Consider the following 23357-nt stretch of genomic DNA (forward strand, 5'->3'; position numbering starts at 1 on the left):
CGGCCGCTTGGGAGCAATGCCATGGCAACCGCAACCGTGACGGCAGGATCGCCGCCGGCGAGGCCGGCTACGCCTGACACCATTTCCACACGGCGCGTCATCGCTTTCCTGGCCATGGTGTTCGGGATGTTCATGGCGATCCTCGACATCCAGATCGTCTCGGCCTCGCTGGCCGAAATCCAGGCGGGCTTGAGCGCCAGCTCCGACGAAATCCCGTGGGTGCAGACCGCCTATCTGATCGCCGAGGTGGTCATGATCCCGCTGTCCGGCTTCCTCAGCCGGATGCTGTCGACGCGGGTGCTGTTCACGATCTCGGCGGCAGGCTTCACTGCGGCAAGCGCTCTTGCCGCGACCGCAACCAATATCGACCAGATGATCGTCTACCGCGCCGTGCAGGGCTTCATCGGCGGCGGCATGATCCCGAGCGTCTTCGCAGCCGCCTTCACCATCTTTCCGCCGTCGCGCCGCGCCATGGTGTCGCCAATGATCGGTCTGGTGGCGACGCTGGCACCGACCATCGGCCCGACTGTCGGCGGCTATATAAGCCATGCCATGTCCTGGCACTGGCTGTTCCTGATCAATGTCGTGCCCGGCATCCTGGTCACCGCCGCGGCATGGTCGCTGATCGACTTCGACAAGCCCAATCTCAAGCTGTTCAGCAAGTTCGACTGGTGGGGCCTTGCCGGCATGGCGGCCTTCCTGGGCTGCATGGAATATGTGCTGGAGGAAGGTCCGAACAACGACTGGCTGCAGGATCAGGCGGTGTTCATCTGCGCCACCATCATGACCGTCGGCGCGGTGCTGTTCTTCTGGCGCGCTTTCACAGCGGAGGAGCCGATTGTCGACCTGAAGGCCTTCACCAACGTCAACTTCGCCTTCGGCTCGCTGTTCTCCTTCGTCGTCGGCATCGGCCTCTACGGCCTGACCTATCTTTATCCGGTGTTCCTCGGGCGCATCCGCGGCTACGATTCCCTGATGATCGGCGAGGCGCTGTTCGTCAGCGGCCTGGCCATGTTCTTCACCGCCCCGATTTCCGGCATCCTGTCGAACAAGATGGACCCGCGTCTGATGATGATGGTCGGCTTCTTCGGCTTCGCCACGGGGACCTGGTGGATGACGCATCTCACCGCCGACTGGGATTTTTATGAGCTGCTGATCCCGCAGATCCTGCGCGGCTGCTCGATGATGCTGTGCATGGTGCCGATCAACAACATCGCGCTCGGAACCTTGCCGCCCGAGCGGTTGAAGAACGCGTCGGGCCTGTTCAACCTGACCCGCAATCTCGGTGGCGCCGTCGGCCTGGCCGTCATCAACACCGTGCTGATCGACCGCAACGCCTTCCACTACGCAAGGCTCTCAGAGCACGTGCAATGGGGCAGTGCCGCAGCACAGGAAAAGCTGCAGAACATGACGCTCAACTTCGAGCAGACTGCCGGACTTGACGCCTCCAAGGCGGCGATCTCCAAACTATCAGGCATGGTCCAGCAGCAGGCGTCGCTGCTGTCTTTCATGGACGTGTTCTTCATGCTGACCGTGTTGTTCGCCACGCTGGGGCTCTTCACCCTGTTCATCCGCAAACCTGCCGCGGCCGGTGGCGGTGGTGGCGGACACTGAGGAGCGCCGGGACCCCCCGCCCGGCATCCTCGCGCATGACCCCGAAAAGCAATTTCGGGGTCATGCGCAAAATCTTCAAAGGCAGTAGGCTCGTCGCGCGTGATGGGAACCACGCGCCGCGCTTTAAGTCTTTGATCTATGCATGTCGTTCCTCCAAAACCGCTGCACACTTTTGGGCGACATGCATTAGCTGGTTTCGGCTAAAGTTCCGGGATGAACATCCTGATTCTCGGCGCGACCGGTTTCATCGGTTCCGCCGTTGCAAGGAAACTCGCGGACGAAGGCCATCAGGTCACGGGGCTTGGGCGTGATATCGCGCGTGCCTCGTTGAAGATGCCGTGTGTTCGCTGGCTGAAGGCCGATCTCGCCGGCCTGACGCAGAGCGTCAGCTGGCAGCACGTGCTGGATGAGCAGCAGGTTGTCGTCAATTGCGCCGGCGCGCTTCAGGATGGGCTCTCGGACGATCTGAGTGCCACCCAGGAACGGGCGATGCTCGCCCTCTATGAGGCGGCGCGCGACCAGAGGCTGCTGATCATTCAGATATCGGCGGAAACGGAAACCGCTGACCGCGACATTCCTTTTCTCAGCACCAAAAGGCGAGCGGACACGGCTCTCGCCGCAAGTGGCGTACGCCATGTCATCCTGCGTCCGGCGCTTGTGCTCGGCCGCAACGCGCATGGCGGATCCGCATTGCTGAGGGCTCTCGCAGCCTTTCCCATGGTCATTCCGCTGGTTTACGCTGAAAGCTTCGTTACGACGGTCGCACTCGACGATGTCGCCAGCGCCGTCAGCGCGGCCATCCAGGGAACGCTGCCAGCCGGATCCGATGTCGCTCTCGGCAGCGATGAAAGGCTCACGCTCAGAGAACTCGTCCTATTGCATCGCAGCTGGCTCGGCCTTCCTGCCGCGCCGGTGATTTCCATGCCGTCGGCGGTCGCTCGGCCGGTGACATGGTTCGCCGACATGGCCGGCAAGCTTGGTTGGCGTTCGCCGCTCCGCTCTACCGCCATGGCAGTCATGTCAGGTGGCATTGAAAACCGGCGACCACAGGACCACCGCCCGCGCCTGTCGTCGACGGCCGAGACGCTCGCCGCCGTCCCTTCGGGCGTCCAGGATCTCTGGTTCGCCCGCCTCTATCTGCTGAAGTCGCCAATCATTATCATCCTGGCGTTTTTCTGGCTGACTTCCGGCCTCGCGCCGTTCCTCACATTCGAGGCGGCGCAAAGCCATCTCGCCTTTCTGCCCGATCGTCTTGCAGGCATCATGGTGGTCGCGACATGTCTCGCCGACATCATGCTCGGGCTTGCGGTTCTTTTCCGACCCTGGGCAAGACGCGCGCTGATCGGCATGCTTTTCCTGACGTTTGTCTATCTGCTTGCCGCAACATTCATCGAACCTGCGCTTTGGCTCGATCCGCTCGGTCCCCTCGTCAAGGTGGTGCCGTCGATGCTGCTGACGCTCGCAGCCCTCGCCATTCTGGATGAGCGCTGACGGCGGTCGCGCTCGAATTCAAGCGGTCAGGCCGTGGCTGGCTTGAAGGTCAGGGCGACACCGTTGATGCAATGGCGCAAGCCGGTCGGCGGCGGACCATCGTCGAAGACATGACCGAGATGGCCGCCGCAGCGGCGGCAGTGGACCTCGGTGCGGGTCATGCCCAGGGATCTGTCCACGGTCTTGCCGACGGCATTGGGAATCTCCTGCCAGAAGCTTGGCCAGCCGGTGCCGGAATCGAACTTCGTCTCGGAGGAATAGAGCGGCAGGTCGCAGCCGGCGCAGGCGAAGATACCCTTGCGGTGCTCGTTGAGCAGCGGGCTGGTGCCCGGATATTCGGTACCTTCCTTGCGCAGCACATTGAAAGCCGCGTCAGACAGCACGGCGCGCCACTCGGCCTCGGTCTTGGTGACCTCGAAGGTTTCGGCCGCCCCCGCATCCTGCGGTCCGCCCATGCGCAACAGCGCTACGGCACCTGCAGCCACCCCAATGGCAGCCGCACCGCTCAAAAGAAGATCGCGACGGTTCATGATCATTTCTCCTGTTATCCGTCTGCCAAATTCGACCGTCATACGGAAATCAAAAGCCGGTGACGGCTAGCTCCTGAAAACGGATACTCCGCACCAGGCCCCACGCTTGGAGGGGCGGGGACGGTGCGGAGTGTACGCTTGTCGATTGCGCGGGTCACGCAAGCGGAACCCGCGCTATCGGCATGGAGCCTCGCCCATATCTTCGCTGGCGGCAGGCCCTTCGTTACATCTTCGGCAGAAGAACCTTGTCGATGACGTGGATGACGCCGTTCGACTGCTCGACATCGGCGATCGTCACATTGGCGACATTGCCGTTCTCGTCGGTCACCGTGACCTTGCCGCCATCGGCCTTGAGCGTCAGCTCGCAGCCACCGGCCGTCTTGGCCTTGTGCGCACCGCCATCGTCCATGACCATCTTGGTGACGTCGGCGGCCAGCGCCTTGGCAGCGATGACGTGGCAGGTCAGAATCTTGACCAGCTTGTCCTTGTTTTCGGGCTTGAGCAGTGTGTCCACCGTGCCGGCCGGAAGTGCTGCAAAGGCCTCGTTGGTTGGCGCGAACACGGTGAAGGGACCGGCACTCTGCAGCGTCTCGACGAGACCACCGGCCTTGACGGCCGCGACCAGTGTCGTGTGATCTTTCGAATTGACGGCGTTCTCGACGATGTTCTTGGTTGCATACATGGCGGCGCCGCCGACCATCGGATTCTGGGCATAGGCGGCGGTGGCGAGCGCGGAGACGGCGACCGTTCCGGCAAGCAAAAGGGTGGCGAATTTACGCATTATGTCAATCTCCTCAGTTTATCTTTCCCTCTTTGGGGGCGCAAGGAGATACGGGAGATAAATGTGTGAGTTTCGTCGTTCAGAAAAAATTCTATTTTTTATAATTGCGATTCAGAGCCGGGACCCGGCTAGACTGTATGCTCCCGATCTCTCTCCACCATAGGAGATAGATTAAAAATCTTCTCGTAAGAGCGAGAAGACAGGTGCGATCAGATGCTCTTCAAATCGCCCGCAGCGACCACGGGGCCGGTCGGCTGACCGGTCGGCGAACCGCCGGCCGGCTCGAGGCTGACCGCAAGCACGGCGCCCCGCGCAAGCTTTTCCTGAACGGCCGGCGAGATGGTCATATGCGCGGTCTGACCGGCCGGGATGACGCCTATCGAGACCGGCGCATTCTTGCCCTCGATCATCCACAGCTCGAAATCCTTGCCGGCGGCACGCTCGCCCGAGACATGCGACAGGCCGACCTCGCGATGGGCAGCGTCATAGACGGCAAGATATCTGACGTCGCTGCCGTCAGCGGCCAGCGAGGCGACAAGCCGCGGCTGTTCGACCGGCGGGTTGAGGTAAGGCACGGCGATGGTGATCGCCAGCGCCGCGACGGAAGCTGCGGCAAGACCGCGCCAGAAGGCAAGGCTCGACCAGAGACCGGCGCGAGGCTCTGCTACGAACAGCTGGCGATCTATCGCCTCCTTGACCCTGATCGGAGGCTCTGTCTCCGGATAGGCGCCTGCCATCGGCGAAAGATGCGCCTCCCAGGCATCGACGAGGCGCGCGAAAGCGGCGTCCGCGTCGATGCGGCGTGACGCAATCTCGCGCTCGTCCGCGGCCAGCACGCCAAGAACATATTCGGCAGCGAACAGGTCGTCGCCCCCAGGTTCCGGTCCGTTATCCTCTTCCAGCGTCATCTTTCCAGACACTCTCTGAGCTTCAACAGGCTGCGCCGCAGCCAGGTCCGCATCGTGTTCAGCGGCACGTCATGGCGTGCCGCCAGTTCGGCATAGCTTTCGCCGTCCAGATAGGCGCCCCGGACGGCCGCCGCCCGGTCCTTTTCCAATTCGTCGAGACAACGATAGATGCGCTCGGATTCACCGCCCGCAACAGCCGCAGCCTCTGGTCCCGGCGCCGGATCGGCCACCTCGAGCGCAGCATCGATATAGGCGGCAGGCTCTCGCCGCGCCCTGATGCGATCGATCGCATGATTGCGCGCAATGGCCACCAGCCAGGAAATCGGGCTTAGATCCGAGACGGCGAAACGATCCGCCTTCGTCCATATCTTGACGAAGACCTCCTGCAGCGCCTCTTCTGCCTCTCCCCGGTCCTTCAATACACGAAGGCAGACGCCGAAAAGTTTCGCGCTGGTCTGCCGGTAGAGCAGATCGAACGCAGCCCGGTCCTTCATCGAAGTCCGAACGATCAGGTTGCTGATGTCCCGCGGCGTCATCGGCTGCCAAATTAGGCAATTGCAATGTATTTGCAACGGCGGAAGCGTTCTTGTGCACCGGGAGCGTCGTGGACTTCGATTGCCAAGAAAATCCGCAACCGCTAGCCTTCTCATAGCGGGGAGAGCGGCAATGTCGGTTGAACAGGTCTTGTGGGAGCACGACGCAACCGGGCTTGCCAGCCTGGTGCGCAAGGGCGAGATCACACCGCAGGAGCTCGTCGATGCGGCGATTGCGCGGGCCGAGGCCACCCGCCCGGACATCAACGCCATCGCCGAGCCGCTTTACGAGGCGGCGCGGACGCGGACGAAAACCATCGACCGCAAGCTGCCGCTGGCCGGCGTGCCTTTTGCGCTGAAGGATCTCGGCATCGCCATGAAAGGCGTGCCGACGCATGGCGGCAGCCGCATTCCGGCTTTCGTTGCCGATTTCGACTCGGTGATGACTGAACGCCATCTGGCCGCTGGCCTTGTCCCGATCGCCACCAGCACCTCGCCCGAACATGGGCTGAGGCTGATGACCGAATCCGCCGCTTTCGGCATCACCCGCAATCCGTGGAACACGGCGCATACCAGCGGCGGCTCGTCTGGAGGGGCGGCGGCGCTAGTCGCGGCCGGCGTCGTTCCGGTGGCGCATGCTTCGGATGGCGGCGGCTCGATCCGCGTTCCCGCCGCCTGCACCGGGCTGGTCGGGCTGAAAACCTCGCGCGGCCGCGTGCCGCTGTCACCGCTCGTCACCGAAAGCTGGTACGGCCTGGTCGTCGACCACGCGCTTGCCCGCTCGGTCCGGGATTCGGCCTTGCTGCTCGACCTGACTCACGGACCCGATCCGATGGCGCCCTATGCGGCGCCGCCGCCGAAAGGAACTTTCGCTGCCGCAGCAGCGCGTGACCCCGGCAAGCTGAAACTTGCCGTCTACCGGAAATCGCCGCTCGGCCTGCCGATATCGGTCGAGACGCTGACGGCGCTGGACACGGCCGTGGCGTTGGCGCGCGAAGGCGGCCATACGATCGAGGAGATCGACCTGCCCTATATCGATCGTGATTTCATGGCCGATTTCTGCAAGATTGTCGCCGCGGCGGTGGCCGGTACGATGCGCGCTGAAGCGTTGCGTGTCGGACGCTCCGTCTCAGGCGACGTCGAGCGCGCCACGCGTCTGATGAGCCGCTTCGGCGAGATCGTCTCGGCCGGCGAGACCTATGCCGGCCTGCAGCGGCTGCATGCCGTATCGCGCCGCCTGATCACCGAGACCGCGCAATACGATGCCGTGCTGATGCCTGTTATTGCCCATCCGCCACTCGCCTGCGGCGCCATGGACCCGAAAGGCGCAGATGCGTTCATAGAGGACGTGCTCGACAGGCTGCGCCTCGCCCGGCTGCTGATATTCAAGCCGCTGTTTGGGCAGTTGATGGACAAGAGCCTGTGGTTCACCCACTGGCCGGCGATCCAGAACGTCAGCGGTCAGCCGTCGATCACGCTGCCTGTCCATGTCACCGATGCCGGCCTGCCGGTCGGCATCCAGGCCGCCGGCCGGCCCGGCGACGAAGAGACGCTTCTGTCCCTCGCCGCGCAAATGGAAAAGATTTCGGGATGGCAGGCGCGGCGGGCGCCGCTGCGAATGCCAGCATAGAAGCGGGCCGATTTCATCATTGTTAGCGCAAAGGTGTTTCGCATGCTCCATGCGTCTGGTTTAGGGAACCTGTCCTGCACCGGTCGTGTATGACGCGTTCATGGGGTCGGCTATCAGAGAGTTTAGAGGTTAACGATCAGAGGGATCTGCATGGCGATCTTACCCGCTGCGGGCGTCACCTATAGTCAAGAACGCAAGGGCGTGGCGGCCTTGCAGAGCTATGCTGCCGCACAAAACCAGATTTGGCGCGAGACAGATACAGGCGATGTCGGCATCGACGGACAGCTCGAGTACGTGAACGATAATGGTTACGCCACGGGGAAACTGATCGCTGTCCAGGTCAAATCAGGGCCATCGTTCTTCACTCATGCCACGGAGAACGGATGGAAATTCTACCCCGAAAAAAAGCACCTGCTTTATTGGGAACAGTTTCCGCTTCCCGTTATTCTGGTACTCCATGATCCCGTTGCAGGATGCAGCTATTGGGTCGATGTGCGTCAGGCGCTCCGCATTCCGAGGCGGGAGGAAAATGCCTTTATTGAGGTCCCCAAAACGAACCTTCTCCAGGAAACTGCACCCCTGACGCTGTTTGAGACCGCCGGTGTTCAGGAGGGCATTTTCGTTGAAGATCTCGGTGAACTGCTCATGCTTCTGGTGCGGACCCGTTGCGACAACGCCAGTTTCGTTTTGTCGTATTTTGACTTGTTTGTGCATGGCCTGACAAACATTGCGCGTTCACTCTACTACGGAATGGACGTGGTAGACAACGCAGTGACCTATAACCTCGATCGTATTGATTCTGAATTTGGTGTTGGACTGGGCAGTGTAGAACAGGATTTTCTCTTCGGGTTTGTCAAATTTCTGCTTGTGCAGGGTTTGGCAGACATCGACTACTCTGATTGCCTGATCGACTGGGTCGATCGAGAGATGCAACCACACTTCGTCGCGCCGTTGACAAAGCGCGGCCGGAACCTAGTCAGGCTCATTCATGAACGTGAAGCTGAACTGGTTGCCGCGAACCGAATTTCCAACGAAGGCGCCTTGCGGGTTGCTCAGGAAGGCTTCTTCCAGATGGTGCCCGAATCATACGTCCGGCGTCTCCCGAGAATTTGGGATTTTCAGGTTTCAATTGATCGAGACAATTCGTCTCGCCCCAAAGCACCGGCAACACCTTCGGAAAAGAAGTCTTGGATTAGGCAGCTTATTGATATGATGTCATAGGCCTTTTCGGCCGAGCCACCGAAGACATCGTGCCTGATGTTGGCATCGCACTCATTAGTCATCAAAAATTCCGTGTCCGACGGGACGTTAGTCGACAAAGTCAAAATCCTGCGGCTGTCCGTCCCAGGTTTGGAACAAATGCTCGCCATCCCAATAACCAACGCTGCCATCATAGAGCTTACGTTTTGCGCGCCACACCATATCGCCCTGGAGGCGCGAAATTGTCGTTCCGTCGAAAAGCGGTACCTCAGTGCCACGCTGTCCGTAACCGTCGTCGGTAAGCGTCCGACGCGGTAACGCCATCAAGAGCGCCGCGTGTTTTGTTTCCTTTATTACCAAGGCAAAGTTGTTCAGAACCATGTTGTATCCGTAGCTTGCCTGTAGGACCCTCGGGTCTTTTCCCCCGCCGGCTACCTCAGCAATGACGCGGCCAACGGATTCCGGTGAGACTAGCGACGACTTGTCTGCAATAATGCCAGCACTCGCTCGCGCGCACCATTCCACGACATCCGCTCTTTCAGCGAGCTTCAAGAGATCAGAAGTTCGGCTGGCAAATCTACGCGCGACAGGCGCATAACTTGAGGTGGTGACAAATAAGGCTCTGTCAGCACCTTCAACCTCAGCAATCCCGTAGAGGGCCGCGACTTGGGTCAGGTCAATCTTGTTACCGATAGCATGCCGTTTGGCCTGAACGAGCGTGAGGACGTCTCCAATCGGATCGCGCTGCCACAGCCTAAGATCGACGCCGTTGTCCCCGCGTCCCGGCCCAAGCTCGGCCTCAAATCCTTGATTCTGAAAGATTCGAAAAAGCAGCGTCTCGAAATCTTGCCAATGAAGCCGATTGAGATCGTCAGGGCGACGAGAGAAATGATCGAACAATTCCTGGTAGACATCTCCCGTATCCTCTTTGATGAGGCTGCAGACCCATTGCCAATGAAAATATGCGGCGAAGGCTGAGGAGCGTGCGGCATCCTCGGCGTAAATCGCCATCGTGACGCCGTCTCTATTCTCATAAAAGTAACCAAGATCTTTGAGCAGATCATGGAACTCGGGCTCTTGCCCCTCGGCATCTTCGCCACTGAGCAGCGAATAGAGACCGCCTTCACAGATTAGCAAGGTAACGACAGGCGGGTCCTGCGGCTCGCCATCGACATGCTCAAGATAGGATTTAAAGCAGCAGTCGAACCAAACGTCACGACGCTCCGCCCATGTCTGTATGGCCGATTGGACGCGCCTTATCTCTGCATCAAGCGCATTGTCGGACCATTCTGGGACAGTCATAGTTAGACAGTCGCCTTTTGCAGCAGGATTGTATCCCGAGAATTGGTTTGTTTAGTGCTCAGTATCACGCCCTCGCAATCACAGGTTGACATCCGCAGAAGTTCGTTTGTAACGCCCTTGGGCGCTCAAGTGGAAGAAGTATATTTAATGCTACCGTGAGGACACTTTCGACCAATCCGCCGCTGAAGATTAGCCGCGTGCCAGCGTATTCGCGATGTCATTTCATCATTGCTCAGTCGATCTGCTTGGGTAGAGTTCACGCGGCGATGGACAGCACGCCGTTGATCCTAGCAGAGGATCGTGACGGGGAAAGTCGGCCGTGCGAGCATCTCAACCAACGTCAGGATGCTGGGCACGATTTCATCATTGTGACAGCAAAGCCGTTTGCGGCCTGCGCCAATTCCCGCTAAGACGCCGCCGATCATTTCAAGCTGGGAACAATGCCGATGACGGACGTCGCCGCCACCGCCGAAATGCAGGCCGCGCTGCTTTCGAGGGCGCTGCCTTACATGCAGCGCTACGAGAACAAGACGGTGGTGGTGAAATATGGCGGCCATGCCATGGGCGATATTGCGCTCGGCAAGGCCTTCGCCCGCGACATCGCGCTGCTCAAACAATCCGGCGTCAATCCGATCGTCGTCCATGGCGGCGGGCCGCAGATCGGCGCCATGCTGAGCAAGATGGGCATCGAATCGAAGTTCGAGGGCGGATTGCGTGTCACCGACCAGAAGACGGTCGAGATCGTCGAGATGGTGCTGGCCGGCTCGATCAACAAGGAGATCGTCGCGCTGATCAATGCCGAGGGCGAGTGGGCGATCGGCCTGTGCGGCAAGGACGGCAACATGGTTTTCGCCGAAAAGGCGCGCAAGACCATGATCGACCCGGACTCCAACATCGAGCGCGTGCTTGATCTCGGCTTCGTCGGCGAGCCGGTCGAGGTCGACCGCACATTGCTCGACCTTCTGGCACGATCCGAAATGATCCCGGTGCTGGCGCCGGTGGCGCCGGGCCGCGACGGCCACACGTACAACATCAACGCCGACACCTTTGCCGGCGCGATTGCCGGCGCCTGCCAGGCGACACGCCTGTTGTTCCTCACCGACGTGCCCGGCGTGCTCGACAAGAACAAGAAGCTGATCGACGAGCTGACCGTGACCGAGGCAAAGGCCTTGATCAAGGACGGCACGGTGTCGGGCGGCATGATCCCCAAGGTCGAGACCTGCATCGAGGCGATCGAGCGCGGCGTCGAAGGCGTCGTCATCCTCAACGGCAAGACGCCGCATTCGGTGCTGCTCGAGCTGTTCACCGAGCACGGCGCCGGCACGCTGATCGTGCCATAAGCGGCGGCCTTGGTCGCGCCGCCAGTCGATTAGCTGGGCTGAGGAAGGCGCGCGATGACTTTTATTCAAAATCGAAGCCAGCCAGCCAGTTCACGCCCACCGCGGTCCAGTTCGGGTAGGGCGGTTCTCCGATCGCCTTCAGCCGAACGGCGTTGATCGCCTCCCACTGTGTGGCCGGGTCGGTGTGGAATGTGGTGACGTCAACGATATCGTCGAAGGTGCAGCCGGCGGCCTTCAACACTGCCGCGAGATTGTCGAAGGCAAGCTGGACCTGCTTTGCAAAGACCGGCTCGGGCGACCCGTCCTCGCGGCTGCCGACTTGGCCTGAGACGAACAGAAAGTCGCCCGAGCGGATCGCCGCCGAATAGCGGTTGATCTCGTAGAGGGCCTGCCGACCGGCAGGGAAGATCGCATCGCGTTTGGTCATTGTTTCACTCCATCTAGACAAGGCAGGCCAGACCTCCCGACGATCGCGATGTGGCTTCGCCGAGAAGGGCGAGAGCCGCTCGCAAGGCTGCAGGGTTTTGGATCGCTGCGCTCCGGTTTCCGGGCGGTTGTGACATACCCCCGTCTCCCCGAAGTGGGTACATACGCTCCGTATGTCAATACGCATACGTTGCGTATGTTTTTAGGAGATTGCCCAGAGCTGATCAGGCGCTCGGCGAAATCGCGATCCCGGGCGGTGTCAGCTTGCGCGCCGGGTGCCCGAACACCATCGATTCCTCTTCCTCGTCCTGCGGCGCGCCCCAGAATTCGGCCAGTGTCGGACCGTCCTTCAGGCGGCGGTCGCGGGCGAGAAAGCCCCAGACCTCGCGGAACCAGACGCGGCGGCCCATCTGCGTGTACCAGCGCATCGAATGGCGCTGTTCCGGGTCCTTGTGGAACAGGATGCGCGCCAATGCCTTCGGCCGCGACTGCACCGCCAGTTCGATCAGCTTGACGCTGAAGAACAGCATCCAAGGCTTCAGTCGGGTCATCTGCAGCACTTGATGCTTGTAGTCCCACAGGCGGGCGTCCAGCTGGATCACCTTGCGGTCCCTGGCCATCCTGAAGAACGGCGTCCAGCGGTGCGGGGTGACATAGAGCGCCTGGATCTGGTCCGGATCATAGGCGATGAGCTGGCGGAAGCCGCGCCAGAGATCGCGAAAGCGCTCATCCTCGAAACCGGCGACCCAGGTCGCCATCGACAGTATGCCATTGAGGCGCAGCAACCGGATCGCCTCGCGGTCGGACGAGGTGCTGCCTCCCTTGCGGATCAACGCAAGCGTCTTCTCATCGGTGTTTTCCATGCCCAGCAGCCAACGGATGACGCCTGCCTTGCGGTAGAGATGCAGGCTGTCGGCATCACGAACAATGTCATCTGCGCGGGTTGAGCCGACGATCAGGACCGGCACGTTCTCGGCGATCATCGCATCGAGAAAGGCGCGCCAGGCTTTTTTGGACGAGGTCGGATTCTCGTCGGCAAGGTTGATCAGCTCGACGCCATGCTCGCGGTGCAGCCAAGCGATCTCTTGCGCGAACTTCACCGGGTCGCGATGCCGCCATCGCGTCCAGAAACCGCGCTGGCCGCAATAATTGCACAGATGCGGGCAGCCTCGAGAAAACTGCATGACCACCGCGCGCTTGCCGCCCCAATAACTGTAACGACTGATATCGATCAGGTACCAGCCGATGCGGTATTCATCGAGGTCGGCGATCGTGCTTGCCGGCTTGGTGGCAAAGGGACGGCGCAAATCGTCGCGAAAGGCGATGCCCGCCACGCCAGACAGCGGCCGGCGCCTTTCCAGCGCCTCAACCAACGCGACGATGGTCGCCTCGCCTTCGCCGCGCACGATGAAGTCGAAGACGTCCGTTTCGGCAAGTATGTCGCGCCAGTGATAGGTGGGGAACACGCCGCCATAGATCACCATCGTCGCCGGGTCGATGTGCTTGACCATTCGTGCGATCTCCAGGGCTGTCGGATGCGCCGATGTCGAACCGGAATGGCCGATCAAAATGCAATCGGGATGACCGCTCAAGGCGTCTTGCACGGCTGCGGCAAGCAGCATCGGCCCGAACTCGGCATCGACGAGCCGCACCTCATGGCCAGCGTCGATCAGCGGGCCGCCCAATGCGAGCAGGCCGAGCGGCGGCAAATGGTCGTCGGGCACGCGGCTGCCGATGGCGGTATGCGGCGGATTGATCAGGACGATTTTCATGAAGGACCTTTTGCAATGGCGGTCCGGTCATCCTGGTCGTCGATCTGGGCCTGCAGCTGGCCCGGTTCAGCAGTTTCCGTGCAGCTTTTCCGCAGAAATGCATTTGCCGAGATACAGGCTCATCGCCTGAGGTGCCCGAGCGGCACGTGGCCCGGCCCCTTGATGTTCTGCAGCACAAGCTGCGTGTGGACGTCGCGCACGCCGTCGAGCCGCATCAGCCGGTGCATGACGAAGGCGTTGAGCTCGTCGACCGACGGCACCATCACATGCAGCAGGAAATCGTAGTCGCCGGTCATCGTCCAGCACGACGACACCTCGTCCATGCGCTGCACGGCAGCGATAAAGGTTTCGGGCGAACCGTCGCTGTGGGTTACGAGGCGCACCTGAATGAACACCTCGACCAGCAGGCCGACGGCGCGGCGGCTGAGCACAGCAGCAAAGCCCTTGATGATGCCGGCGCTCTGAAGAGCCTCGAAGCGGCGCGCGCATGGCGTCGTCGACAGGCCGATCTCCTGGGCCAGTTCGGACACAGGCTTGCGTCCGTCACGTTGCAAGATATCGAGCATCTTGATCTCAAAATCGTCAAATTGAGGCACTTTCACTCTCCTACAGCTTTGCTGTGGTGGCTTTTACCTCAAATCGCGTATTCGAGCCATCATCAAAGCGGATTTGCCTCACCGGATCCGGCTAGATTTTTACGATGTTAGTCGTGATTTCCAGGGAGAACAGCCATGACGATCAACGTTGCCGACTACGCCCGCGAATGCGCGGCGCAAGGCCTTCGCGGCGACTATTCGGTCTGCCGTTCCGATTTCACCGTCGAGCAGAGCTACAACTACACCGCCGACGAGCAGGCGGTGTGGCGCACACTGTGCGACCGCCAGACGAAGCTGACCAAAAAGCTGGCACACCGGTCCTATCTCGACGGCGTCGCCACGCTGGGCCTGCTAGACAAGATTCCGGATTTCGATGTGGTCAGCGAAAAACTGCGCAAGCTTACCGGTTGGGAAATCGTCGCCGTGCCGGGCCTCATTCCCGCACCAGCCTTCTTCGTCCACCTCGCCAGCCGGCGCTTCCCGGTGACCAACTGGCTGCGGACGAAACAAGAGCTCGACTACATCGTCGAGCCGGACATGTTCCACGACTTCTTCGGCCACGTGCCTGCACTGACGCAGCCGGTCTTTGCCGATTTCATGCAGATGTATGGGGAGAAAGCGGAGGACCTGATCGCGCTTGGCGGCGACGAGATGATCAGCCGCCTTTACTGGTACACCGTCGAATACGGGCTGATACAGGAAGCCGGCCAACCGCTGAAGGCTTTCGGCGCCGGGCTGATGTCGTCCTTTGCGGAACTTCAATTCGCGATTGAAAGCAAGGACGCGCACCATGTCCCCTTCGATCTGGAAACGGTGATGCGCACCAGCTACGAGATCGACAAGTTCCAACGCGCCTATTTCGTGCTGCCATCCTTCGACGTTTTGCGCGATGGATTCCAGGATGTCGCCGAGATGGCAGCGATTGTCGGACGCCACAAGGGCAAACCGGCGCTCGACCCGGCGAAACTTTAAACGCTGGGCAGGCTCGGACGCTCGCAGCCGACCGGCGCGGGCGTTGTTGGCGGTGGACTGCGATGACGATCCCTCGGCCGGCCGGCTGAGCCGGCTTCTATACGCCGATGACTTTGCTGAGGTGATCGCCCAGCCGGCAGGCCAATGCGACGATCGTCGTCGTCGGGTTGCATTCGCCGGACGTGCAGAACACCGAAGAGCCGCCGACATAGAGATTGTCCATGCCATGCACCTTTGAGTTGGCGTCGACCACGCTCTTGATCACATCCGTGCCCATACGGGTGCCGCCCATATGGTGGTGGCCGGCCAGTTCCTCATTCGTCGGATAGTCCCCGCCATTGGTGAGCCAGTCGGCGATGCGCACCCGGCCGAGATCCTTCTGGACGAGCGTCGTCCCAAACAGCCTCAAGCCCTCGAGAAGCGTGCGGCGCTCCAGCTCCGACTTTTTCCAGTGCAGCTCGATGCGCGGCACGCCGGCATGGTCGACATCGGCTTTCGACAACTGAATCCGGTTCGAGGCCAGCGGCGCCTGTTCCCAGGTGACATAGAGCTGGGCGGCGCAGCGCAGGTCCTGGCTGAGCTGATAGGACACCCATTCGGCCATCTCGGGCGCCGTGCAGGCGAGGTCGGCGATGACGCGTTTGACCCCGGGGTACGGCGTCTCGATCAGCCTGATCCCGAAATTCATGATCTCAAGGCGCTCCATGGCGGCAAGCGTCGGCGAGAAGAAGGCCTCGTTGGTGGCGTCGACCTCGAACGCGCTATAGTCGGCGAGGATGGCATTGCCGCCCTCGAAGGTCGGATGCTCCATCCAGTAGCGGCCGAGCGCCGTCGCTTTCGGCACCACGCCGCCATTCGAGCGCTGGTTCGACCACAGCAGCAGCCGCGAGTTTTCCAAGCCGCCGGTGCAGACGATGAAATAGTCGGCGGTGAAGGAACCGGCATCCTGGCCGTTCGACCACAATTTGGCGCCGGTCACTCGTTTGCCATCGCCGGCAAGCTCGGTGGCATAGGTGTTGAGCACCACGGCGACGTTCCTGCTCTTGTCGAGCTCTTCGGCGAATTTTTCGCCGAAGCGCACGGCCGGGCTTTTGATCAGTTGCACCCAGCGAATGTCGTCCGAGATCGGCACATCCGGCCGGAAATCGGGAAGTTCGAGGATATCGTGGACTTCAGGCAGGTAGGGCTCGATGTCGGCACGGCTGATAGGCCAGCCGGTATCCGGCGCCCAGGCCTTGGGCTCGAAATCTTGGCTGTCGAGCACGCGGCACCAGCCGGCCCAGTGATTGGAGCTGCCGCCCATGAAGCGCAGCCGGGTGATGTCGAGATCGAAATAGGGATCGCCGACCGTGGCGCCGCGGTAGAAATCCTGCGAATCATCGCTGAACTCACGGGAGCCGGCCTCCAGCACCACAACCGGAATGCCGGCCGCGCCAAGCTTCCTGGCGATCGTGGTGCCGGCTGGCCCAGAGCCGAGAATGCATACCTTGGCGGTGAAATTCACCGCGGGAAATGCCTCGTAGCTGTCGAAGATCACGCCAGATCGCTCCTTTTGAGGATCCAACCATTGATCTCGACGATTGCGTCCGGATCGGCATCGGGCAGCTTGCGGAACAGCGACAGGGCCGGCAACGCGATCAGCGCCTGCATGATCGTGCGGCGCGACATTTTCTTTGTGAAGAAACTCATGACACGTCTCTCGATGGGGCCTTTATCCACGCATGGCGTTCCCAGAACGTCACATGCTCGCCAAGAGAAGCCAATTCCGTGCCAAACCTAGCCGCACACTTGCTTAAGCCGTGTAAACGGCCCGGCGGGACCGCTCAAGCCGCTTCGGAAATGTCCGTGTCCAGGATGGTCAGATTGCGGCCGCGGTGCTTGGCCTGGTAAAGGCGCCGGTCGGCGGCACGCATCAGATCCGATACGGCGGCGCCCTCGCCGCAGGTGACGCCACCGATGCTGACGGTGAGGGGTATGATCCGCTCATCAACGGGACGGAAGCGGATCAGCTCGACTTCACGGCGAATGCGCTCGGCGACGCGTTTGGCTTCCTGCTCGGTGGCGCCGATCAGGAACGCGCCGAATTCCTCGCCGCCGATGCGGCCGATCACGTCTCCGCTGCGCACGCCGCGCTCGATCGCGCTTGCAATGAGGAGCAGCGCGTCGTCGCCGGTCAGATGGCCGTAGCTGTCGTTGATGATCTTGAAGTGGTCGGCATCGATGATCAGCAACGCACCGCGATCGGATTTCCGCCGGGAGGCGTCGAGCGCCGCAAAGAAGCTCTCGCGGTTGAGCATGCCGGTCATGTCGTCGCGGCTCGCCTTTTCCGACAGGCGCCGATGCGCGGCGGCGAGTTGGGCATGAGCGCGGGCGAGATCGCGATGGGCGCCTTTCAGCCTCTCGCCCTGCCAGAATGTATAAGCGCTGGCAATCCAGGCAAGCGCGAGCGGGCAGACCGTGCACGTCAGCCACATCGTGCGGTTGAACGGAAAGCCCATTGCCGGGACGACGATCAGCGTCAACAAAAGCGAGACCGCGAGGGAGGCGAAAGCGACGGCGGCAGACTTCAGAAATATGCGGCTCATCGCTGGCTCCCCCTCGACCGTCTGTGTGCCAGCAAGCCCTGAATGCCACCTTTCTGCGATGCCTAAAATTTGAATCATGGCGTCATTTTCGCCACCCGCAACCCGCATAAGTTGTGGATAAAGCCTCTGCCAAAAGCAATGTTTCGTGCCATAAGGATTGCATGACCACACTCCCGGATCCCGCCCGCTTTGCCCATGTCACCGACTGGGTGTTCGACCTCGACAACACGCTCTATCCGCACCATTCGAACCTGTTCTCGCAGATCGACGTGAAGATGACCGCCTATGTCGGAGAGCTGCTGACGCTGCCGCGCGACGATGCCCGCAAGCTGCAGAAGGAACTCTATCGGGAATACGGCACGACGCTGAACGGCCTGATGGCGCGCCACGGCATCGATCCCGACGACTTTCTCGAGAAGGTCCACGACATCGACTATTCCTGGCTGGTTCCCGATCCCGTTCTCGGCACCGCCATCCGCCAGCTTCCCGGCCGCAAGTTCATCTTCACCAATGGCGACCGCAGGCATGCCGAACGCACCGCGCGCCAACTCGGCATCCTCGACCATTTCGACGACATCTTCGATATCGTCGCCGCCGGACTGAACCCCAAGCCGGCGCGCCGGACCTACGAGAAGTTTGCGGAACTCCACGCCGTCACCGGCCACAATGCGGTGATGTTCGAGGACTTGGCCCGCAACCTGTCCGTGCCGAAATCGCTGGGCATGACCACGGTGCTGGTCGTGCCGCGCAACTTCGAGCCGACCTTCTCGGAAATCTGGGAACGTGACCCGGCCAACGAGGACGACGTGGATTTCGTCACCGACGATCTTGCCGAATTCCTTACTGCGATCGTCGAAGTCCCAGCCTAGAGCACTTCATCGTTTCACGGAAACGCCGAACCGCTCTAATTATTTGTTTGTACGCAATTCCGAACGGAAAACCGCTCCGCACTTTTCCTGGAATTGCTCTAGTGCATGTCGCCCAAAAGCATGCCCTCGGGCTTGACCCGTGGGTGCGCAGCGGGGTCTCAGAGCTTGTAGAAACGGCTGATAATCCCCCAGGCCTCGTCGGCGGTGTCGACGAAATCGATGATGTCCTGGTCGCCGGGGGTGATCGTGCCTTGCTCGGCGAGGAAATCGAGGTCGATCGCCCTTTTCCAGAAAGCCTTGCCGAACAGGATCACCGGCACGCGCTCCATGCGGCCGGTCTGGATCAGGGTCAGCGTCTCGAAGAATTCGTCCATCGTGCCGAAGCCGCCCGGAAACACCGCGACAGCCTTGGCGCGCATGACGAAATGCATCTTGCGGACCGCGAAATAGTGGAAGTTGAAACAGAGCTCCGGCGTCACATAGGCATTCGGCGCCTGCTCGTGCGGCAACACGATGTTGAGGCCGATCGACGGTGCGCCGACATCGTCGGCGCCGCGGTTGCCGGCTTCCATGACGCCGGGTCCGCCGCCGGTCACCACGACGAATTCGCGATAATACGAGGTGGCCGACTGCTGCGAGCAGAGGCGGGCGAATTTTCGCGCTTCCTCATAATATTTGCTGTTTTTCTCAAGGTTCTTCTTCTGCGTCTCGTTCTTGGCCGCCCAGGCTTCTCCGCCCGGCTCGGGGATGCGCGCGCCACCGAATAGGATGACGGTCGAGCGGATGCCGCGCTCGGCCAGGATCATCTCCGGCTTCAACAGTTCGAGCTGTAGCCTGACCGCGCGCAGTTCGCGCCGTGTCATGAAGTCGGGATCGTTCCAGGCCAACCGGTAGGTTTCGGCGCGCGTCTGCGGCGTATCCGGCACGCTTTTCGAACGCTCCAGATCCTCGTCCGAATGCGGCAGCGGCGTCCACCCCGCCTTTTCCATAGGAGTCATGTTACCTACCGTCCAATTATTCACTTGCGCCGTCCCGTGGCGCAGCCGCGATTGACCCTCACCAAGCCTTCACATAGGGTCCGGCGACTTTCAAAACAGGTTAAGGCGCGGCCCCTTAACAGCTTGGTAATGGAGCGAATTCATGTCGAAGCCCGATCTGGCGAGTCTCGAAAAGATCATCGAAGAAGCCTTCGAGGAACGCGACACGATTTCGACGGCAACCCGTGGCGCGACGCGCGACGCCATCCAGTCGGCGCTCGACCTGCTCGACCGGGGTGTCGCCCGCGTTGCCGAGCGCCAGGCCGACGGCAAATGGCATGTCAACCAGTGGCTGAAGAAAGCGGTGCTGCTGTCCTTCCGGCTCAACCCGATGGAGATCATCAAGGGCGGCCCCGGCCAGGCCGTGTGGTGGGACAAGGTGCCGTCGAAATTCGACGGCTGGAGCGCCATCGATTTCGAGAAGGCAGGTTTTCGCGCCGTGCCGTCATCGATCGTGCGGCGCTCCGCCTATGTCGCGCCAGGTGCCGTGCTGATGCCGTCCTTCGTCAATGTCGGCGCCTATGTCGACAGCGGCACCATGGTCGACACCTGGGCCTCGGTCGGCTCCTGCGCCCAGATCGGCAAGAACGTGCATCTGTCGGGCGGCGTCGGCATCGGCGGCGTGCTGGAGCCGATGCAGGCCGGTCCCACCATCATCGAGGACAATTGCTTTATCGGCGCACGCTCCGAAGTGGTCGAAGGCTGCATCGTGCGCGAGGGCTCGGTGCTCGGCATGGGCGTCTTCATCGGCCAGTCGACCAAGATCGTCGACCGCGCCACCGGTGAGGTCTTCTACGGCGAAGTGCCGGCCAATTCCGTTGTCGTCGCCGGCTCGCTGCCCGGCAAGCCGTTGCCCAGCGGTGAGCCCGCTCCGAGCCTCTACTGCGCCGTCATCGTCAAGCGGGTCGATGCCAGGACCCGGTCCAAAACCTCGATCAATGAACTGCTTCGCGATTGATCCTTCGCAAAAAAACGGACGCACCCGATTGCTCGACAGACCTCGATTTTTCTGGCTTTTCTTCAGCCTTTCCGGGCGAGTGAACCCCAGCGCCTACGTTCTGGCCGGTCTTTTGCCGCTCCTCGTTCAGCTTTTTCTGCTCTACCAGTTCTCGCGAACGCCGCTCGGCACTGCCGCAAGCCAGTACTGGGCGCTCGCCTGGTGGATCGCTGTGGTCGTCTCGACATGGTCGACCTTTGCGCTAACGGCGAAGCGGTTCCATGATTTCGGCAAGCCTACCTACTACGCATTGATCTCTCTCGTCATCGGCGCCATTCTCCTTATCATTCTGGCCTTTTTCAAAAGTGATCCCGGACCCAACCGCTACGGCAAACATACCAATGCACCGGCCGAATCCTGAACGTCGATCGGGTCTCTCGCCATGCGCTACCGCACGCTTGATTCGAAACTGATCATCGAAACCGCCGAGCAACTGGAAAAACGCGTCGCCGACCGTTTTCCCGATGCAGGCTTGCGTGGCGTCGCCATTGAACTTGTGTCGCTGTCGCGTGATCTGGCCAAGGCGGCGAAGGCGCTGGAAGCGCCGATCTGGTGGCTGCGCGGCGTCATCATCGCCGCCATTGCCGCTGGCGCGCTGATGTTCCTGTTCGTCGGCACCATCCTGCCGCTCGGCCGTGTCTCGGCAAACCACGATGCCATCCAGTCGGTGCAGGGCATAGAATCCTCGATCAACGTGATCATCCTGACGGCGCTGGGCTTCCTGGCCTTGATCCGAACCGAGGAGCGTATCAAGCGCAAGCAGGTGTTTCGCAAGCTTCACGGCTTGCGATCGCTGATCCACGTCATCGACATGCATCAGCTGACCAAGGATCCGGCAGTGCTTTCAGCCGATTTCAAGCCGGCATCGCATTCACCGGCACGCATAACCGACCGTGCCGATCTCGCCCGCTATCTCGACTATTGCTCCGAAATGCTGTCGATCACCGGCAAAATCGCCGCGCTGTTCGCCCAGTCGGTCAACGACAATGTCGTCGTCGATGGCGTCAACGACATCGAGACTCTCGCCTCCAACCTGTCGCGGAAGATCTGGCAAAAGATCACGCTGATCGAAGGCCGGCACTGATCGCGGTGTCAGGCCGGGCGATCCATGATTTTCCTGCTCTGCCTTGCGAACCAGTGCCGTGACACGCTTTATCAGCGGCGCCGGCGTGCCCTCTCTGTCAGCCAGGCGCAGGATCGCACCTTGCAGCTCGTCGATCTCGGTCGGCCGGCCGCGCTGCAGATCGTCCCACATCGACGAGCGTGCCTCGGGATCGATCGCAAGCATGCGCCGCGCCAGCTCGGTGGCCCGCAACCCGTCCTTCCGCAAGGCCTCTTCGATGCGCGGCCGCGCCAGCAGAATCACCCGTCGCCCGGCGAGCGCGAGACAGCCGCCGGCATAGCAGCCGATGCTGCCGGCGCCGGCAATGACGATCCTCCTGTCCTCGTTGGCCATCTGATGGTGCTGCCTTGGCCTGCGACTATACGACATGAAAACCATAATGTCGGCGGGATGGCTGGCCCTTATGTCTGGCCGTGACAGGCCTTACGCTTTCGACTATCGCTTTTGCCCATGACGTTGCCTTCCGATCCCGCCAGAAATCTAGCCGCCCTTATCCGCTGTGCCTCGGTGACGCCCGCTGAAGGCGGAGCACTGAGCACGCTCGAAACAATGCTGAAGCCGCTCGGCTTTTCCGTCGAGCGCCCGGTGTTTTCGGAAGGCGGCACGCCCGATATCGAAAATCTCTATGCGCGGTGCTCCGGCAACGGTCCGCATCTGATGTTCGCTGGGCATACCGACGTGGTGCCGGTCGGCGACGAAGCTTCATGGACTCATCCGCCTTTCGCCGCCGAGATTGCCAAGGGCGAGATGTTCGGCCGCGGCGCCGTCGACATGAAGGGCGGCATCGCCTGTTTCATCGCCGCGGTGGCGCGCCATATCGAGTCGAAGGGCGGCTTGAAAGGCTCGGTCTCGCTGCTGATCACCGGCGATGAAGAAGGGCCGGCCATCAACGGCACGACAAAGCTGCTCGAATGGGCGGCCGCCAAGGGCGAGAAATGGGATGCGTCCGTCGTCGGCGAGCCGACCAATCCCGACGCGCTGGGCGACATGATCAAGATCGGCCGGCGCGGTTCGCTGTCCGGCAGCATCATCGTCAATGGCCGGCAGGGCCACGCCGCCTATCCGCAGCTTGCCGACAACCCGGTGCGCGGCCTGATGACGCTGGTCGACGCCTTGCTGCACCCCGTCTTCGACGAGGGCACAAAGGATTTCCAGCCGACCAATCTGGAAGTGACCTCGATCGACGTCGGCAATCCGGCCACCAATGTCATTCCGGCGAAGGCGACCGCCACCTTCAACATCCGCTTCAACGACACATGGACCGCCGAGACCATCCAGGCGGAAATCCACAACCGTCTCGACAAGGCGGCGAAGCGCAAGAAATACCGGACCGGCAAGACGACGCCGGTCGATTACGAGCTCGTCTGGCGCGATCGGCCGAGCCACGTCTTCCTCACTCGCGACGACCGGCTGATCGAGGCGCTCAGCGGCTCGGTCAAGGCGGTGATCGGCAGGAAGCCGGCGCTTTCCACCTCCGGCGGCACCTCCGACGCCCGCTTCATCAAGGACTATTGTCCGGTGGTCGAGTTCGGGCTGGTCGGCAAGACCATGCACATGGTCGATGAACGCGTCGCGCTTGCCGACCTCGAGACGCTGACGCAAATTTATCAGCGCTTCATCGAAGACTGGTTCGAGCGAGGCATGTCGTAAC

22 protein-coding genes and 2 pseudogenes are annotated in these 23357 nt (G+C 61.4%); 11 read left to right on the plus strand and 13 right to left on the minus strand.

The annotated features are described in order from the left end of the window. The first annotated feature begins 21 nt into the window (after positions 1-21). A complete protein-coding gene (locus tag CIT25_RS10860; protein WP_095484536.1) occupies positions 22-1614 on the plus strand; it encodes a DHA2 family efflux MFS transporter permease subunit in 1593 nt (530 codons plus the stop codon). 213 nt (positions 1615-1827) lie between these two features. Next, positions 1828-3105 (plus strand): SDR family oxidoreductase, encoded by a 1278-nt coding sequence (locus tag CIT25_RS10865; RefSeq protein WP_095484537.1) that lies wholly within the window; start codon positions 1828-1830, stop codon positions 3103-3105. Between the two features lie 26 nt (positions 3106-3131). Here the strand turns inward: CIT25_RS10865 and msrB are convergent, their stop codons facing one another. From msrB to CIT25_RS10885, 4 genes are all read right to left on the minus strand, one after another. Then, a complete protein-coding gene (gene msrB / locus CIT25_RS10870; RefSeq protein ID WP_095485070.1) occupies positions 3132-3635 on the minus strand; it encodes a peptide-methionine (R)-S-oxide reductase MsrB in 504 nt (167 codons plus the stop codon). Between the two features lie 223 nt (positions 3636-3858). Next, positions 3859-4416 carry a fasciclin domain-containing protein gene (locus tag CIT25_RS10875; protein WP_095484538.1) on the minus strand — a complete coding sequence of 186 codons (558 nt, stop codon included), beginning with the start codon at positions 4414-4416 and terminating at the stop codon, positions 3859-3861. A gap of 209 nt (positions 4417-4625) precedes the next feature. Then, on the minus strand, positions 4626-5324 hold the full coding sequence (locus tag CIT25_RS10880) for an anti-sigma factor (RefSeq protein ID WP_095484539.1): 699 nt from the start codon (positions 5322-5324) through the stop codon (positions 4626-4628). Further along, positions 5321-5860 (minus strand): sigma-70 family RNA polymerase sigma factor, encoded by a 540-nt coding sequence (locus CIT25_RS10885; RefSeq protein WP_095484540.1) that lies wholly within the window; start codon positions 5858-5860, stop codon positions 5321-5323. The genes CIT25_RS10880 and CIT25_RS10885 overlap by 4 nt, the downstream gene beginning before the upstream one ends. Positions 5861-5990: 130 nt before the next feature. Here CIT25_RS10885 and CIT25_RS10890 point away from each other — a divergent pair, with 130 nt between their 5' ends. Next, positions 5991-7487, plus strand: coding sequence for an amidase (locus CIT25_RS10890; protein ID WP_095484541.1), 1497 nt, complete (start codon positions 5991-5993; stop codon positions 7485-7487). Positions 7488-7637: 150 nt separating this feature from the next. Continuing rightward, positions 7638-8708: a DUF4365 domain-containing protein gene (locus CIT25_RS10895; RefSeq protein ID WP_095484542.1), complete on the plus strand. Its 1071-nt coding sequence runs from the start codon at positions 7638-7640 to the stop codon at positions 8706-8708. An 87-nt stretch (positions 8709-8795) separates the two neighbouring features. Here the strand turns inward: CIT25_RS10895 and CIT25_RS10900 are convergent, their stop codons facing one another. Further along, the gene (locus CIT25_RS10900; RefSeq protein WP_095484543.1) at positions 8796-9989 is read right to left on the minus strand and encodes a restriction endonuclease; all 1194 of its coding nucleotides are present in this window, start codon (positions 9987-9989) and stop codon (positions 8796-8798) included. Positions 9990-10435: 446 nt separating this feature from the next. Between CIT25_RS10900 and argB the strand changes: the two genes are divergently transcribed. Continuing rightward, entirely contained in the window at positions 10436-11329 is an 894-nt protein-coding gene (gene argB, locus CIT25_RS10905) for an acetylglutamate kinase (RefSeq protein ID WP_095485071.1), read from the plus strand. A 29-nt stretch (positions 11330-11358) separates the two neighbouring features. Here argB and CIT25_RS10910 read toward each other — a convergent pair. The 3 genes and pseudogenes from CIT25_RS10910 to CIT25_RS10920 form a co-directional block, all read right to left on the minus strand. Further along, positions 11359-11756, minus strand: a pseudogene (locus CIT25_RS10910) (RidA family protein). 223 nt (positions 11757-11979) lie between these two features. Next, positions 11980-13527: a magnesium-protoporphyrin IX monomethyl ester anaerobic oxidative cyclase gene (bchE, locus tag CIT25_RS10915; protein WP_095484545.1), complete on the minus strand. Its 1548-nt coding sequence runs from the start codon at positions 13525-13527 to the stop codon at positions 11980-11982. Between the two features lie 119 nt (positions 13528-13646). Beyond that, positions 13647-14123, minus strand: a complete 477-nt coding sequence (locus CIT25_RS10920; RefSeq protein ID WP_095485072.1) for an Lrp/AsnC family transcriptional regulator — start codon at positions 14121-14123, stop codon at positions 13647-13649. A 135-nt stretch (positions 14124-14258) separates the two neighbouring features. Between CIT25_RS10920 and phhA the strand changes: the two genes are divergently transcribed. After that, positions 14259-15095: a phenylalanine 4-monooxygenase gene (gene phhA / locus CIT25_RS10925; RefSeq protein ID WP_095484546.1), complete on the plus strand. Its 837-nt coding sequence runs from the start codon at positions 14259-14261 to the stop codon at positions 15093-15095. A 97-nt stretch (positions 15096-15192) separates the two neighbouring features. On the opposite strand, the gene CIT25_RS10930 is transcribed toward phhA, so the two are convergent. From CIT25_RS10930 to CIT25_RS10935, 3 genes are all read right to left on the minus strand, one after another. Next, the gene (locus CIT25_RS10930; protein ID WP_095484547.1) at positions 15193-16632 is read right to left on the minus strand and encodes a GMC oxidoreductase; all 1440 of its coding nucleotides are present in this window, start codon (positions 16630-16632) and stop codon (positions 15193-15195) included. Continuing rightward, complete coding sequence (locus CIT25_RS35730; RefSeq protein WP_101954462.1) at positions 16629-16784, minus strand: hypothetical protein; 156 nt, start codon at positions 16782-16784, stop codon at positions 16629-16631. The genes CIT25_RS10930 and CIT25_RS35730 overlap by 4 nt, the downstream gene beginning before the upstream one ends. Positions 16785-16918: 134 nt before the next feature. Then, positions 16919-17680, minus strand: a complete 762-nt coding sequence (locus tag CIT25_RS10935; RefSeq protein WP_095485073.1) for a GGDEF domain-containing protein — start codon at positions 17678-17680, stop codon at positions 16919-16921. Positions 17681-17841: 161 nt separating this feature from the next. On the opposite strand from CIT25_RS10935, the gene CIT25_RS10940 reads away from it, so the two are divergent. After that, a complete protein-coding gene (locus CIT25_RS10940; RefSeq protein WP_095484548.1) occupies positions 17842-18549 on the plus strand; it encodes a pyrimidine 5'-nucleotidase in 708 nt (235 codons plus the stop codon). Between the two features lie 158 nt (positions 18550-18707). Here the strand turns inward: CIT25_RS10940 and CIT25_RS10945 are convergent, their stop codons facing one another. Beyond that, complete coding sequence (locus CIT25_RS10945) at positions 18708-19547, minus strand: LOG family protein (protein ID WP_095484549.1); 840 nt, start codon at positions 19545-19547, stop codon at positions 18708-18710. A 142-nt stretch (positions 19548-19689) separates the two neighbouring features. Between CIT25_RS10945 and dapD the strand changes: the two genes are divergently transcribed. Genes dapD through CIT25_RS10960 form a run of 3 tightly spaced genes read left to right on the plus strand, consistent with a single transcriptional unit; the run spans position 19690 to position 21667 of the window. Further along, positions 19690-20544, plus strand: a complete 855-nt coding sequence (gene dapD / locus CIT25_RS10950; RefSeq protein ID WP_095484550.1) for a 2,3,4,5-tetrahydropyridine-2,6-dicarboxylate N-succinyltransferase — start codon at positions 19690-19692, stop codon at positions 20542-20544. 28 nt (positions 20545-20572) lie between these two features. Further along, on the plus strand, positions 20573-20944 hold the full coding sequence (locus tag CIT25_RS10955) for a DUF805 domain-containing protein (RefSeq protein ID WP_158302538.1): 372 nt from the start codon (positions 20573-20575) through the stop codon (positions 20942-20944). A gap of 21 nt (positions 20945-20965) precedes the next feature. Further along, positions 20966-21667 (plus strand): hypothetical protein, encoded by a 702-nt coding sequence (locus CIT25_RS10960; protein WP_095484552.1) that lies wholly within the window; start codon positions 20966-20968, stop codon positions 21665-21667. On the opposite strand, the pseudogene CIT25_RS38450 reads toward CIT25_RS10960, so the two are convergent. Further along, a pseudogene (locus tag CIT25_RS38450) lies at positions 21662-21964 on the minus strand (ketopantoate reductase C-terminal domain-containing protein); the annotation flags it as partial. The gene CIT25_RS10960 and the pseudogene CIT25_RS38450 sit on opposite strands and share 6 nt — an antisense overlap. A gap of 192 nt (positions 21965-22156) precedes the next feature. Between CIT25_RS38450 and dapE the strand changes: the two are divergent. After that, complete coding sequence (gene dapE, locus CIT25_RS10970) at positions 22157-23356, plus strand: succinyl-diaminopimelate desuccinylase (protein ID WP_095484553.1); 1200 nt, start codon at positions 22157-22159, stop codon at positions 23354-23356. The last annotated feature ends 1 nt before the right edge of the window (position 23357 follow it).

It is taken from the genome of Mesorhizobium mediterraneum (genome assembly GCF_002284565.1).
Classification (GTDB): domain Bacteria; phylum Pseudomonadota; class Alphaproteobacteria; order Rhizobiales; family Rhizobiaceae; genus Mesorhizobium; species Mesorhizobium mediterraneum.

Coding starts and splice junctions, on each gene's coding strand:
- CIT25_RS10860 (WP_095484536.1), top strand. CDS start 22: ATGGCAACCGCAACCGTGACGGCAGGATCGCCGCCGGCGAGGCCGGCT.
- CIT25_RS10865 (WP_095484537.1), top strand. CDS start 1,828: ATGAACATCCTGATTCTCGGCGCGACCGGTTTCATCGGTTCCGCCGTT.
- msrB (WP_095485070.1), bottom strand. CDS start 3,635: ATGAACCGTCGCGATCTTCTTTTGAGCGGTGCGGCTGCCATTGGGGTG.
- CIT25_RS10875 (WP_095484538.1), bottom strand. CDS start 4,416: ATGCGTAAATTCGCCACCCTTTTGCTTGCCGGAACGGTCGCCGTCTCC.
- CIT25_RS10880 (WP_095484539.1), bottom strand. CDS start 5,324: ATGACGCTGGAAGAGGATAACGGACCGGAACCTGGGGGCGACGACCTG.
- CIT25_RS10885 (WP_095484540.1), bottom strand. CDS start 5,860: ATGACGCCGCGGGACATCAGCAACCTGATCGTTCGGACTTCGATGAAG.
- CIT25_RS10890 (WP_095484541.1), top strand. CDS start 5,991: ATGTCGGTTGAACAGGTCTTGTGGGAGCACGACGCAACCGGGCTTGCC.
- CIT25_RS10895 (WP_095484542.1), top strand. CDS start 7,638: ATGGCGATCTTACCCGCTGCGGGCGTCACCTATAGTCAAGAACGCAAG.
- CIT25_RS10900 (WP_095484543.1), bottom strand. CDS start 9,989: ATGACTGTCCCAGAATGGTCCGACAATGCGCTTGATGCAGAGATAAGG.
- argB (WP_095485071.1), top strand. CDS start 10,436: ATGACGGACGTCGCCGCCACCGCCGAAATGCAGGCCGCGCTGCTTTCG.
- bchE (WP_095484545.1), bottom strand. CDS start 13,527: ATGAAAATCGTCCTGATCAATCCGCCGCATACCGCCATCGGCAGCCGC.
- phhA (WP_095484546.1), top strand. CDS start 14,259: ATGACGATCAACGTTGCCGACTACGCCCGCGAATGCGCGGCGCAAGGC.
- CIT25_RS35730 (WP_101954462.1), bottom strand. CDS start 16,784: ATGAGTTTCTTCACAAAGAAAATGTCGCGCCGCACGATCATGCAGGCG.
- CIT25_RS10935 (WP_095485073.1), bottom strand. CDS start 17,680: ATGAGCCGCATATTTCTGAAGTCTGCCGCCGTCGCTTTCGCCTCCCTC.
- CIT25_RS10940 (WP_095484548.1), top strand. CDS start 17,842: ATGACCACACTCCCGGATCCCGCCCGCTTTGCCCATGTCACCGACTGG.
- CIT25_RS10945 (WP_095484549.1), bottom strand. CDS start 19,547: ATGACTCCTATGGAAAAGGCGGGGTGGACGCCGCTGCCGCATTCGGAC.
- dapD (WP_095484550.1), top strand. CDS start 19,690: ATGTCGAAGCCCGATCTGGCGAGTCTCGAAAAGATCATCGAAGAAGCC.
- CIT25_RS10960 (WP_095484552.1), top strand. CDS start 20,966: ATGCGCTACCGCACGCTTGATTCGAAACTGATCATCGAAACCGCCGAG.
- dapE (WP_095484553.1), top strand. CDS start 22,157: ATGACGTTGCCTTCCGATCCCGCCAGAAATCTAGCCGCCCTTATCCGC.